The sequence below is a fragment of the Kribbella pittospori genome (assembly GCF_004331465.1).
Taxonomy (GTDB): Bacteria; Actinomycetota; Actinomycetes; order Propionibacteriales; family Kribbellaceae; genus Kribbella; species Kribbella pittospori.
In genome coordinates, this window is sequence record NZ_SJKB01000004.1 from 681,758 (window position 1) to 694,702 (window position 12,945).

Genomic DNA, 12,945 nt, shown 5'->3' on the forward strand with positions numbered 1-12,945 from the left:
GTCAGTTGTCCTTCGTCTGTACGGCCGGCGGCGCTACGCCGTTCTTCGCGTCCATGGCGCCGTACTGCCCCGCCTTGCCGGTGGCCTGCTCGGCCAGCGCGAAGACGACAGTCATCCGCCCGGAGGGGATGTCGGCCACGTCCACGGAGGAAACGATCTTGGTGGCCTCGGAGTCACTCCGCAAGGCCTTCAGCAGGCCACCGTTCTGCGCGGTCTCCGGCGTACCGGCCACCACGACCCCGCCACTGGCCTGGTCGAGACCGGTGATGAAGTCGACGGCGTCGCTGTACGACGAGTTGTCCGGGGCCGGTGTCGGCGGCTTCGCGGCGACCACGACGATCAGGCTGGCCCGGTCCTTGATCTGCGAGGGCTTCAGCGACAACAGCTTGGCGCCGGTCAGGCCGCTGATGATCTTGGTGGAGTCGGCGTCGGCCGGCTTGCCCTCTTCCTTCGCCGCGACACCGCGCCCCAGGATCAGTCCGGCCCGCTCGTACGTCGTACTGTCCGGCGGGAACGGGTTGTCCGCAGTGACCAGATCGGTGACGAGCGGCTCGACCAGCTGACGCTGACCGGGATCGAACAGCTTGGCGTCCAGCGAGACCCGGGTGGTCACCTGACCGCCGGCCTGCTCCAGCTCGTCCTGCAGCCCGTTGGTCAGATCGCCGTCGGCGCCCGGCATGGTCACGACCACGATCCGCTTGCCGTCCAGCTTGCCGTCGGTGAGCCCGGCGGTGACCTTGGCGACGAAGTCGTCGCGGTACTTGTCCAGCGCCTTCACCTGGACCAGCTCGGCCCGCGCGTCGGCGAGCTGCTGGCGGTCCTTCTCGGCCTGGCTCTGGACCACCTCGCTGGCGGTGCCCTTCAACGGGCCGGCGCCCAGCACCACACCGGCGCCCAGGGCGAAGAAGATCGCCACGATCGAGACGATGTGGTAGCGAAAGTCGATCACGTGAACAGCTCCCGGATCCAGTAGACGAAGTCGCTCCAGCGCGCCCGCAGGATCGACCAGAGCACGTCGTCGGCGCCGATGGCGACCAACGCCATGCCCAGCGCGAAGAGGCCGGCCACAGCCAGCGCGACCACCTGTAACGTCGACACCCGGCTGCGGTAGAGCCGGCCGACGCCCTTGGCATCCACCAGCTTGGCACCCACCCGCAACCGGGTGATGAAGGTGCTCGCCATGCCGGAGCGGCCCTTGTCGAGGAACTCCACCAGGGAGTTGTGGGTGCCGACCGCGACGATCAGCGACGCACCCTTGGAATCGGCCAGCAGCATCGCGACGTCCTCGCTGGTGCCGGTGGCCGGGAACTCGATCGAGTCCACGCCGAGCCGCTCCAGCCGCTCCGAACCGGGCGCCCGGCCGTCGCGGTAGGCGTGCACGACAACCTCGGCGCCGCTCCTCAGCGTCTCGTCCTTCACCGAGTCCATGTCGCCGACGATCAGGTCCGGGACGTAACCGTTCTCGACCAGCGCGTCGGCGCCGCCGTCGACGCCGATCAGGACCGGGCGGTACTCGCGGATGTACGGCCGCAGCGCCACCAGGTCCTCGCGGTAGTCGTACCCGCGGACCACGATCAGCACGTGCCGGCCGTCCATCGGCGTGTGGATCTCGGGGACACCGACGCCGTCGAGGAGCAGATCGCGCTCGCGGCGCAGGTACTCCAGGGTGTTGGCGGTGAACGCCTCCAGTTGGGTCGACAGCCCCGACCGGGCGTCGTCCATCAACTCCGCGACGGACTGGCTGTCCTGCGAGACACCCTTCGCGACAACTTCCTCGCCGCGGTACAGGCTGCCCTCGTTCAGCCGGACCCGCTCGCCCTCGTGGAGGACAGAGAAGACCTCGCGGCCGACGCCGTCCACCAGCGGGATCCCGGCCTCGACGAGGATCTCCGGGCCGAGGTTCGGGTAGCGGCCGCTGATCGAGTCGGCGACGTTCACGACGGCGGCGACCCGGCAGTCGACCAGCGCCTCGGCGCTGACCCGGTCCAGGTCGACATGGTCGATGACGGCGATCTCGCCCGGCTTCAGCCGTTTGGTGAGATTCTTGGTACGGCGATCGAGCCGGACCACACCGGCGATACCGGGCAGTTCAGTGGGTCGTGCTCTCCGCAGGCTGGGCAGTTTCATCGCGCTCTCATCCTGCCATGTCAAGAGCCCCTTCCCGGTCCATTTACCCGGGCGGGGCCCCCTTCACGCACTGAATTAACGGTGACTGTGCGTCAAATCATCCTTTGGAACGATTCTTCTTGCGCGGTTTGTGCCGTTCGGCGGCGAGCGCGAGCAATTCTTCGGCATGCGCCTGGGCGGCGTCGGAATTCTCCAGTCCGGCCATCATCCGGGAGAGTTCCTTCAGCCGCGCGTCCTCGTCCAGCGCGACCAGACCACTCGTGGTGACCGAGCCGTCGTCGCTCTTCAGCACCACAGCGTGACGGTCCGCGAACGCGGCCACCTGCGGCAGGTGTGTCACCACGATCACCTGCGCCTTCTCCGCCAGCCGGGCCAGCCGCTTGCCGACCTCGACCGCGGCCCGGCCGCCGATCCCGGCGTCGATCTCGTCGAACACCAGCGTCGGCACCGGATGCGTGTCGGACAGGATCACCTCGAGCGCGAGCATCACCCGGGACAACTCACCACCGGACGCGGCCTTCTGCAGCGGGCGGACCGGGCTGCCCGGGTTCGCCGCGAAACAGAACTCGACCTCGTCGAGGCCGAACGGCCCGGCCGTGGTCTCGTGTACCTCGACCGACAGCTTCGCGTGTGGCATCGCCAGTCCGGTCAGCTCCTCGGACACTGCGACACCGAGCCGCTCGGCCGCCTCTATCCGCGCTTCCCGCATCTGCCGGCCCAGCTCCGCGAGCTTCGCGTCCAGCTCGGACAGCTCGCCGGTCAGGAGCTCGACGCGCTCATCGCTGCCGTCCAGCTCGGCCAATCTGGCTGCGGACCGCTTGGTCCACTCGAGCACTTCGTCCACAGTGCCCTGCTCAGCGCCGTACTTGCGGACCAGGCTGGTCAGCAACGCCCGCCGCTCGCTCACCACCGCGAGTCGTGCCGGATCGGTGTCCACATCGGCGGCGTACGACGAGAGCTCGCCGGCCAGATCGGCTGCCAGGTAACCGAGCTCGCCGGCCCGGTCCGCGAGATCCGCGAGCTTCTGGTCGTGCTCGCGTTCCGCGTCCAGCACCTGCTTGGTGAGCGCGAGCAGCCCGAGTACGTCGTTCGGCCGGGTGGAGTCCTGGTCCTCTTCGGAGGCGAGCGCGTCGGCTGCCGTGGTGGCCGCCGTACGCAGACCATCGGCGTACGCGAGACGGTCCTCCTCGGCGGCGAGCTCGGTGTCCTCGCCCGGCAGTGGCTCGGCCTTCGCGACCTCGTCGAGGCCGAAGCGCAGCAGGTCCGCCTCGGCCAGGCGATCACGCTGGCGGGTGGTCAGCTCGGTGAGCTCGGCCTCGACCTGACGGTGTCGTTTGTAGGCAGCGACGTACTCCTGCAAGGGAACGAGCAACGGCTTCCCGGCGAAGGTGTCGAGGGTCTCGCGTTGCCGTGCGGGCTGCAGCAGCCGCCACTGGTCGGCCTGGCCGTGGATCGCGACCAGGTCGCCGGACACCTCGCCCAGCACGGACACCGGCACGGACGCACCGCCCAGGAACGCGCGGGAGCGGCCCTCGGCGGACAGCTCGCGAGCGATCAGCAACTCGTCGTCGTCCAGCTCGCCGCCGCGGTCCTCAGCCTGCTGGACAATCGACTTCGGCACAGCACTCGCCCGGCCCTCGACTCGTGCGCGACGGGTCCCATGCCGCACCAGGCCGCTGTCCGCGCGGCCGCCGAGCAGCATGTTCACGCCGGTCACGACCATCGTCTTGCCGGCACCGGTCTCGCCGGTCACCGCGGTGAACCCCGGATCGAGGTCCAGCGTGGCGTCCTCGATCACGCCCAGCCCGGTGATGCGGATCTCAGAGAGCATCAGGTCTCCTGTTGGCTGTTGCTGCCGTTGTCGCTGCTGTTGCTGGTGCCTTTGGTGTTGTTGTTGCCGTTGCGCTTGCGCTCGGCGGCGCCGCGCCAGCCGAGCACCGGGAGGTCGAACTTGGCCACCAGCCGGTCGGTGAACGGCGCCTCGTGCGCGCGGGCCAGCCGGACCGGGGTCTTGCCGCGCCGGACCTCGATCTCGGCGCCCGGCGGCACCTCGACCATCCGGCGGCCGTCGCACCACAGCACGCCGCGACCGTGCCAGGACGGGACCAGCTCGATCGACAGCCGCGACGTCGGCGCCACCACGATCGGCCGGGAGAACAGTGCGTGCGCGCTCAGCGGCACCATCAGGATCGCCTCGACCTCAGGCCAGACGATCGGACCACCGGCAGAGAACGCGTACGCCGTACTGCCGGTGGGTGTCGCCACCACGACGCCGTCGCAGCCCCAGCGCGACAGCGGGCGGTCGTCCACCTCGACCAGCACCTCGAGCATCTTCTCGCGGGCCGCCTTCTCGATGCTCGCCTCGTTCAGCGCCCAGGTGTCGAAGATCAGCTCGCCGGCCAGCCGGACCTCGACGGCCAGCGTCATCCGCTCCTCGACCGTGTAGCTGCGATCGACCACCACCTGGACGATCCGCTCCAGGTCGTCGACCTCGGCCTCGGCCAGGAACCCGACATGGCCCAGGTTCACCCCGAGCACCGGCGTACCGTGCGGACGGGCCAGCTCGGCACCGCGCAGGATCGAACCGTCGCCGCCGAGCACCATGATCAGCTCGACGTCCAGCGCAGCCTTCTCGTGGTCGTCGACGACCTCGGCCGGCTCGAGCTTCAGCGCCTCGGCCTCGTCGCCGAGCAGGCGGACCTGCAGACCGGCGTCGGTCAGCAGCCGGTGCGCCGCCCGGGCCACCTCGACCGCCAGTTCCCGGCCGGTGTGCGTCACCACCAGCACGCGCCGCGGCTCGTGCTCTACCACCCTGCCTCCTTCACTGCGGACCGCGCTCGATGGCGGTCTGGAGCATCGTCTCATCGAGAGGCGGTGCATTCCGGCGTATCCACAGGAAGTATTCGACATTTCCTGACGGACCAGGCAACGGGCTGGCGGCCACTCCCTGAATACCCCAGCCGAGTTCGGCGGCCTTCGCCGCGACGCCCCGGACCGCGTCCGCGCGCAACTCCGGGTCACGAACGACGCCGCCCTTGCCGAGCCGCTCCTTGCCGACTTCGAACTGCGGCTTCACCATCAGCATCAGATCGCCGTCCGGCGTCACCACCCCGATCAGCGCGGGCAGGACGAGCGTCAGCGAGATGAAGCTGAGGTCGCTGACGACGAGATCGACCGGTTCACCACCGATGTCGTCGAGGGTGAGCGTACGGACGTTGGTCCGGTCCATTACCGTGACCCGCTCGTCGGTCTGCAACGACCACACCAGCTGGCCGTACCCGACATCGACGGCGATCACGTGCGCCGCCTCGTTGCGCAGCAGTACGTCGGTGAATCCGCCGGTGGAGGCGCCCGCGTCAAGACACCGGCGGCCCTTCACCTGGACGGCGCTGAAGGCCTCCAGCGCGCCGACCAGCTTGTGCGCGCCACGGCTCGCGTAGCCGGGGTCGTCGGTCTCCGAGGTGTCGACGACGATCGGGGCGTCGGCCCCGACACCGGTCGCCGGCTTCGAGGCGACGGTGCCGGACACCTTCACCTTGCCGGCCGCGATCAGCTCACTCGCGTGCTCCCGGGACCGCGCCAGGCCGCGCCGTACCAGCTCGGCGTCCAGCCGGGATCGCTTGACTCCTTTGGCCACTCAGACCTTCCGGTCAGCCACGGTCGCCGTGCTCGGCATCCGCTTCCACCAAGGCACTCTGCAGTCGCTCGTGCAGGTCGGCGTACACGTCGGCATGCTCGTCCACGGGCCGCTCGCGCAACTCGTCCAGCCGCCCCATCACCTCATCCACCAACGGATGCCCCGGCTCACGCTCCTCGGCCTCGGCCTGGTGCTCGGGTTCGGGTTGGTGCTCGGGCTCGTGCTCGGGCTCGGCGGACTCGGCTTCGTAGGGGTGCTCGTATTCCTGCCCGGGCTCGCGCGCGAACTCCGGCCCGAACTCCACCTCCGCCGGATCCACATGCGCCGGCTCGTCGCTGGTTGCTTCGGCTGGCGCTTCGGCGGACTCGAAGCTTTGGGAGCCGGGCTCGGCGTCGTAGTCGGGGGCGGCGGGCGCCTCCTCGGCCGGGCTGGGCTCGAACCCAGGCTCGACGTCGGGGTCGACGTCCGGCGGGAACTGTTCGCCAGGATGCTCGGTCACGTCACGCCTTCTTCGCCATCTTCTTGGCCGCGGCCTTCTTCGCGGCAGCCTTCTTCGCTGCCTTCTTCGCCGCGGCGTTCTTGGCCTGCGGCTTCGGCGCGTGCGCAGCGACATCGGCGGCCGACGCGGCAGCACGCTCCTCGGCCAGCTCCTGCTCCAGCCTCTGCACTCGGCGGGTCAGTCCTGCGACCTCCTCCGCGCGAACGAACCCGAGCCGCGCCACCGCCCCCTCGACCTCGTTCGACACGATCGCCTGCAGCAGCTGACGGTTGCTCTTGCTGGTGGCAACGATCTCGTCGGTCAGCTCGCTCACCTTGCTGGTCAGCCCGGTCGTCAGCGTGTCCGCGCCGGTCTGCTGCAGCAACGCCTTCGCCGCCGCCTGGGCTCTCTGCCTGGTGACCTCGGTCAGCCCGCTCGCCAGTTGTACGTAGCCGCGCAGTGCGTCCAGAACCATGACTGCCTCCTCGCTTCGTCCCAGCAACGGTATCGCCTCCCCACCCCAACACCACCCAGCCACCGCCCTTGAGCGGTTCAGCGCCTCAGGATTCCAGTCCGACGCGGTGCAGCGCGGCGTCAATGGCGATCGAATCGGGGGTCGGGGCGGGCTTGGGCAGCGGCCGACGGCTGCGACCGGCAGCCTTGGCCGTCTTGGCGGCCGGCTTCGGCGGTGCGTCGACTGCGGCCCACACCGCGGACAGGATCGCCCGCAGACCGTCGTACGGCGCGCCCTCGCCCTTCACCGAAACCGCATTGTCCACAACCTCGGCGGTCCAGCCCTCACACGTGTGCTTGCCGCCCTCGACCGTCACACCCGGCTGCTTCTCGGCCAGCGCACCCAGGCCGGGCGCGATGTACGTCGGGCGCTGGTTCTTCGGCGCGCGAGCCAAGTCGTGCGGGTCATTGACACCGGTCGCAACCCACAGACTCGCGATGCCGACCGCGTGCGCACCCGCGATGTCCGAGTCCAGCCGGTCCCCGATCATCAACGGCCGCTTGGCCTCGAGCCGCTCGATGCTGGTCTCCAGCAGCGGCGGCTCCGGCTTGCCCGCCACGATCGGATCCACGCCGACGGCCGCCCGGATCGCCTGCACCAGCGTCCCATTGCCCGGCGCCATCCCGGCCGCGGTCGGGATGGTCAGGTCCAGGTTGGTCGCGTACCACTTCGCGCCCTCGTTGATTGCGTGCGCGCCGTCCGCGAGCATCACCCAGTTCACTTCAGGGTGGAACCCTTGTACGACGGCCACCGGGTGCGAGTCGCTGCTCCGGACCGGGTTCATCCCGTACTCCTCCAGCGCGGAGTACAGCCCTTCCCCGCCGACCACGAGCACCGGAGAGCCCTGCGGGAAGTCGTTCGCGACCAGCTTCGCCGCCGCCTGCGCGGACGTGACCACGTCGTCCGCGATCACCTCCAGCCCGAACGACGCGAGGTGCTCGGCAACTACCCGCGCCGGCCGACTGGCGTTGTTGGTGATGTAGCCGATCCGCATGCCCTCCTTGGAGGCTTTGCGCAGGTTCTCCGGGGCGTCCGGGACCGGGTCCGGCCCGACGTACACGACACCGTCCAGGTCGAGCAGTGCGACGTCGTACCGGCTGGCGAGCGGTTCGTCACACGCCGACAGCGGCGCGGGCGCATTTCGTTCCGCGCTCATGCTTCCCGCCGTACGATGCCGCCCATGCCGGATTCGAGGGGGAGCGTGCTGCGACTCGACCCACTGCGTGCGTGGCGGTTCGTGGCCGGGAAGGTGAGCGCGCTCGGCGCCGTCACCTCGCCGCCGTACGACGTACTCGAACCCGCCATCGTCCGGCGGCTGACTGACTCTGATCTGCACAACATGGTGAGGCTCATCCTTCCACGCGATCCGGAGCTCGGTTCCGGCCGGTACGACGAGCCGGCCCGACGGCTGGCCGGTTGGCAGGACGCCGGTGTGGTCGTGCAGGACCCGCGGCCCGCGCTCTACGTGTACGAGCAGAAGCTAGGTAGTGCCCTGCTCTGTGGCCTGGTCGGCTCGCTCAGCCTGGATCCGGAGCGCCGAGTGGTGCTGCCCCATGAGGATGTGATGCCGCACTGGGTCGACGACCGCCTCAAGCTGATGGAGGCGACGGACGCCGACCTGGAGCCCATCCTGCTCGCGTACGCCGACGGAGGCGCGGCCAGCGACGCCGTCGACGCGGCAAGGGCCGGAGAGCCGTGGGTCGAGGCCGAGACACAGAACGGCACCGCCCTGCACCGCATCTGGCGCATCGAGGACCCAGCTGTCCTGGCAACCATCTCCGGCGAACTGTCGAAGCACGAGGCACTCATTGCCGACGGCCACCACCGCTATGCGGCGTACCTGGAACGGCAGAAGCGTGAGCCTGGCCGGCAGGGCGCGTCGGTCGGTCTGGCCATGCTCGTCGACCACAGCCGTCATCCGCTCACGTTGGACCCGATCCACCGCGTCATACCGGGGCTGGACCTGGCCACGGTCAGCTCCCGTACGCCGGCCGGCTGGCAGGTGCTCCCTGGACGCGTAGAGGGTGTGCCGGACCGGATCGCGGTGACGGACGGGTCCACTTGGGTGACAGTCCGGTCAACGGCCGGACAGGAGGCTCCGACGGTCTCGATGCTGCACGGAGAGCTGCTGCCAGCGTGGGGCGTCGTCGAGGAAGACATCACCTTCCACCACGCGCTCGCTGACGCTCTAGCGCTCGCTGGCCCTCACCAGGCGGCTGTAGAGCTCACAGCCCCCCGAATGGACCAGGTACTACGCTCCGCCGCCCAGGGCGCCGTACTGCCCCAAAAAGCAACCTCCTTCGGCCCCAAGCCCCGCGTGGGCCTGCTCTTCCGGACCCTGTGAGGGGCTAGCCAGGCCGAAGAGTAGGACGTGAGGCTGGAGAGGTTCTCCTTGTTGGTGGGGTCCAGGAGAATGGGGTGATGGGTGAGAGTTTGGGTGGTTCGGGTGGGGGCTTGAGTGCGGAGGCTCCGGTTGGGGTGTTGGTGGGGACTGCGCTCACGAAGGGGGCTGCGCGGCTGCAGGGGGCGGTTTTGATGGTGGAGAAGGGTGAGGATGACGCCATACACCAAGTGCGGGTCTCGTGCCGGCGGTTGCGGAGTGATCTGAAGCTGTTTCGGAAGTTGCTGGCTGGCGACTGGTCGACGGGCCTGCGGAGCGAGCTGTCTGCGTTGGCTAACGCGTGTGGGGAGGCACGCGATCTCGAGGTGATCGCGGCGCTGGTTCGTGAGACTGCGAACAGCGAGGACGACCCGGAGCACGTCGAGACGATCCTGACGACGCTGACGGTCGGCCTGGACCGCGCTGCCAAGCGGTCGGCTGAGGTGGTGACGGGTGAGAGCACGGCGGAACTCCTGCAGACCCTCGAGGTGGTCGCAGCCGCTCCGGACCTGAAGCCGAAGGCTAGCAAGCCCTGCGGCGAGGTCCTGCCGGAACTGCTGGCCGCGGCGAACGTGACGTTCACCCAGGAGGCGGACAAGCTCAAGCCCTGGACGGTTGACGACGACTGGCACGAAGTCCGTCTGTTGGCCAAGAGAGTCCGGTACGCCGCTGACACCAGCGCAGCTGTGCTCGGCGACGAGGCGAAGGCGACCGCAACCCAGGCCGCGAAGTACCAGGAATTGCTGGGCCAGCACCAGGACCACTGCGCCGCCGCCGACGCCCTGACCGCCATGGCAGCCGACGCGGCCGCTCAGGACGACCCAGAGCTCTCCTTCACCCTCGGCCGCCTAACAGAACGCCACCGCGCCGCCCGCAAACCCCTCCGCGAAGAATTCCTAACCCTCTACCACCGCCCCTAACCCCAGAAGCCCACCCCGGTCGGATGCCCCCAGCCGCCCCGGACGCGCGGAGCGCGCCAGCCCCGGAAGTGCCACCGACTGCGCCAGAGCCGCGGCTACTCGGCTGGTTCTCGGGCTTGCCAAGCTTCGTGCAAGCCAGCTCACCCCCTCGGCCACGCCACGTCTCGACCGCCCGGCCATGCCCAGGGCTGTCTCGCAGCCGTGCCGTTCCCACCACCATGCGACCGTGTGTACCGCGGCTCCGCGACGTTCCAACGCCCGCCGGACCGCCCCCACCACCGCGTGGGCACGCGGTGGTGGGCTACGCGGTCAGTTCTCGGGCTTCTCGGTCGTTTCGGTGTCGGCCGGCTCGTCCGCCAGCTCCGCCTCGTCGGTGCGCTCGGCCTCATCAGTGGGCTCGAGCTCGTCCGTCAGCTCCTCCGCGTCGGCCGGCTCGTCGTCTAGGAGCTCGGCGGGCTGGTCGGCCAGGTCGGCTTCGTGCGCCAGGTCAGCTTCGTCCGCGAGGTCTGCTTCGTCCTCGGCTTCGGGTTCGTCTGCCGCGTCGGGGTTGTCGTAGTCGTCGTCTTCGTCTAGGTCGGTGAACTCTAGGCCTTCTAGTTGGGCGGCTCGTTCGGCGGCGCCGGTGGAGCCGTCGGCGTCGGCGGCGGCGGCTCGGTGGAACCACTCGAGGGCGTCTTCGGTGCGGCCGGCTGCTTCGAGGGCGTCGGCGTACGCGTAGCGCAGGCGCGGCAACCACTCGGCGCGCGTGCGCTTGGTGAGCTCCGGCACCTCGAGGGTCTGGATCGCGGCCGCGAGTTGCTTCATGTCGCGGCGCGCACCGGCCGCCACGATCAGCAGCTCCATCTGCGTCGCCTCCGACACGTCGTGGACGTGCTTGTCCCGCGTCAGCGCGAGCGCCTTGTCCGGCCGGCCGAGCGCCCGCTCGCAGTCGGCCATCATCGCGAGAACTTCGTGGTTCCCGGTCATCCGCCGTACCGCCCGGAACTCGGTCAACGCCTCGTCGTAATGCTCAGCCAGGTACGCCGTGATCGCCACAGCCTCCCGGACGCCGCCCAGCCGCGCGGCCAACCTCCGTGCGGTGCGCGCGTGCTTGTACGCAAGCTCGGGGTCGTCATCGAGGAGACGCCCGGACGCGACCAGGTGCTGCGCGACGAGGTCGGCGAGGCTCCGCGGCAACGACCGCAGTTCTGCCTTCACACCACGATCAAGCTCGGCTCCGGTGATCCCTTCCGGAATCGCCGGGTCGTCGCGACGCGGGCCGGCCTTCTCCTCTCCACGGTCGTCCCGGCGGAACCCGCCGCGGCGATCATCCCGCCCGTCCCGCTGAGACCCACCGCGACCGCGCGAGTCACCTCCACGCTCATCCCGCCGAAACGCGCCACGCTCGCCACGAGCCGGCCCGCCTCCACGAGCACCGCCCCGCCCAGACCTGTCGTCAGGCCGCGACCCGCCACGCTCATCACGCCGGAATCCGCCCCGATCGCCAGCCCCAGACCGGTCAGCTCCACGGAAGCCGCCTCGGTCGCCAGAGCCGGAACGGTCGTCCCGCCGAGCACCACCACGGTCGTCGCGCCCAGCGCGGTCGTCCCGTCGGTAACCACCACGGTCGTCACCGCCACGCTCATCACGGCGATACCCACCGCGATCACCAGCGCCGGGACGCTCATCACGCCGGAACCCCTGGTCGTCGCGCCGACCGCCACCACGCTCATCACGGCGGTAACCACCGCGATCTCCGCCGCCGGAGCGGTCATCTCCGCGATACCCACCGCGGTCTCTCCCGCCGGAACGGTCATCTCCGCGGTATCCACCGCGGTCCCCGGTCCCGGAACGGTCATCACGGCGATAGCCGCCACGCTCCCCAGACCCGGAACGCTCATCTCGCTGGAAGCCACCACGGTCGTCGCGACCAGCGCGGTCGTCCCGTCGATAGCCCCCTCGCTCGCCGCCACCACGGTCGTCCCGTCGATAGCCCCCTCGCTCGCCGCCACCACGGTCGTCCCGTCGGTACCCGCCGCGGTCGTCACCACCACGGTCATCGCGGCGGTAACCGCCGCGGTCGCCGGAGCCCGACCTGTCGTCACGACGGTAGCCGCCGCGGTCACCGGAGCCTGATCTGTCGTCACGACGGGGACCACCGCGGCCGCCGCCGGCACTACGGCCCGCACCGCCTCGGTCGTCTCTGTTGTAACCGCCAGAGCGGTCGTCTCGACCGGAGCCGCGTCCACCGCCCTGACCGGACAGTTGACCACCGAACGGATCCCGCTCACCCTTGTCATCGCCACGTCCGCCGGCGAAACCCCGCCGGTTCTCGGAACGTGCGTCATCGCGATCCCCGTCCCGGTAAGACCCACCAGAACGCGAACCCCCACGCGGCCCACCAGCCCGCGGTCCGTCACCACGACTCGAGGCTCCCCGGTAGCCACCAGACGAACGCGGCCCGCCAGAGCTACCGGAACCACCAGACCCGCCGGCTCGGCCACCGCCCGTAGAGCGAGGGCCACCAGAGCCGGAACGACCCGAGCCGAACCCAGAACGGCCGGAACCGGAGTCCGAGCGCCCACCACCATCACGGCCGGGACGGCCGCTGCCTCCGGAGGAACCGCGACGGTCCCCTGAACCGGAGTGAGGATTGCGAGGTGGCGTCGCCACGGTGACTCCTAACGATGCTGAAGTGCAGTAATCGGACAAACGTACCGCCACCTACAACGATCAGCCCCATCGAGGGCTTCCCGGCAGGCGGCTCGCGTGCCGAAGTTGTCCGGACAAAATGTTAAGGGCCACCCCAACTGGGGTGGCCCTTAACAGTGTGAATGTCCGGCGGCGTCCTACTCTCCCACGACCTCCCGGTCGCAGTACCATCGGCGCTGTCGGGCTTAACTTCCAGGT

The 12,945-nt window shown here is 69.7% G+C and carries 12 protein-coding genes and 1 rRNA gene; 2 read left to right on the plus strand and 11 right to left on the minus strand.

Annotated features, from left to right (window positions below; translation table 11 throughout):
• Position 1 precedes the first annotated feature (1 nt).
• From E0H73_RS16745 to E0H73_RS16780, 8 genes are all read right to left on the minus strand, one after another.
• Positions 2-949, minus strand: coding sequence for a copper transporter (locus tag E0H73_RS16745; protein ID WP_131356459.1), 948 nt, complete (start codon positions 947-949; stop codon positions 2-4).
• On the minus strand, positions 946-2,127 hold the full coding sequence (steA, locus tag E0H73_RS16750) for a putative cytokinetic ring protein SteA (RefSeq protein WP_131356462.1): 1,182 nt from the start codon (positions 2,125-2,127) through the stop codon (positions 946-948). The genes E0H73_RS16745 and steA overlap by 4 nt, the downstream gene beginning before the upstream one ends.
• Positions 2,128-2,224: 97 nt before the next feature.
• Positions 2,225-3,958, minus strand: a complete 1,734-nt coding sequence (gene recN, locus E0H73_RS16755; protein ID WP_131356465.1) for a DNA repair protein RecN — start codon at positions 3,956-3,958, stop codon at positions 2,225-2,227.
• Positions 3,958-4,938, minus strand: a complete 981-nt coding sequence (locus tag E0H73_RS16760) for an NAD kinase (protein WP_238164038.1) — start codon at positions 4,936-4,938, stop codon at positions 3,958-3,960. Before E0H73_RS16760 ends, recN begins: the two co-directional genes overlap by 1 nt.
• 10 nt (positions 4,939-4,948) lie before the next feature.
• Entirely contained in the window at positions 4,949-5,764 is an 816-nt protein-coding gene (locus E0H73_RS16765) for a TlyA family RNA methyltransferase (RefSeq protein ID WP_131356471.1), read from the minus strand.
• Between the two features lie 13 nt (positions 5,765-5,777).
• On the minus strand, positions 5,778-6,263 hold the full coding sequence (locus E0H73_RS16770; protein WP_131356474.1) for a hypothetical protein: 486 nt from the start codon (positions 6,261-6,263) through the stop codon (positions 5,778-5,780).
• A 1-nt stretch (position 6,264) separates the two neighbouring features.
• Entirely contained in the window at positions 6,265-6,717 is a 453-nt protein-coding gene (locus tag E0H73_RS16775) for a polyhydroxyalkanoate synthesis protein PhaF (RefSeq protein ID WP_131356477.1), read from the minus strand.
• Between the two features lie 85 nt (positions 6,718-6,802).
• Complete coding sequence (locus E0H73_RS16780; RefSeq protein ID WP_131356480.1) at positions 6,803-7,912, minus strand: HAD-IIA family hydrolase; 1,110 nt, start codon at positions 7,910-7,912, stop codon at positions 6,803-6,805.
• Positions 7,913-7,936: 24 nt separating this feature from the next.
• On the opposite strand from E0H73_RS16780, the gene E0H73_RS16785 reads away from it, so the two are divergent.
• Together E0H73_RS16785 and E0H73_RS16790 are read left to right on the plus strand one after the other, a co-directional pair.
• Positions 7,937-9,100: a DUF1015 domain-containing protein gene (locus tag E0H73_RS16785; RefSeq protein WP_131356483.1), complete on the plus strand. Its 1,164-nt coding sequence runs from the start codon at positions 7,937-7,939 to the stop codon at positions 9,098-9,100.
• Positions 9,101-9,177: 77 nt separating this feature from the next.
• Positions 9,178-10,056: a CHAD domain-containing protein gene (locus tag E0H73_RS16790; RefSeq protein ID WP_131356486.1), complete on the plus strand. Its 879-nt coding sequence runs from the start codon at positions 9,178-9,180 to the stop codon at positions 10,054-10,056.
• 309 nt (positions 10,057-10,365) lie between these two features.
• Here E0H73_RS16790 and E0H73_RS16795 read toward each other — a convergent pair whose 3' ends face one another.
• From E0H73_RS16795 to rrf, 3 genes are all read right to left on the minus strand, one after another.
• Positions 10,366-11,253, minus strand: a complete 888-nt coding sequence (locus E0H73_RS16795; RefSeq protein ID WP_238164039.1) for a hypothetical protein — start codon at positions 11,251-11,253, stop codon at positions 10,366-10,368.
• Positions 11,250-12,458, minus strand: coding sequence for a hypothetical protein (locus tag E0H73_RS16800; RefSeq protein WP_131356489.1), 1,209 nt, complete (start codon positions 12,456-12,458; stop codon positions 11,250-11,252). Before E0H73_RS16800 ends, E0H73_RS16795 begins: the two co-directional genes overlap by 4 nt.
• A gap of 413 nt (positions 12,459-12,871) precedes the next feature.
• Positions 12,872-12,945, minus strand: a 5S ribosomal RNA gene (gene rrf / locus E0H73_RS16805); the annotation flags it as partial.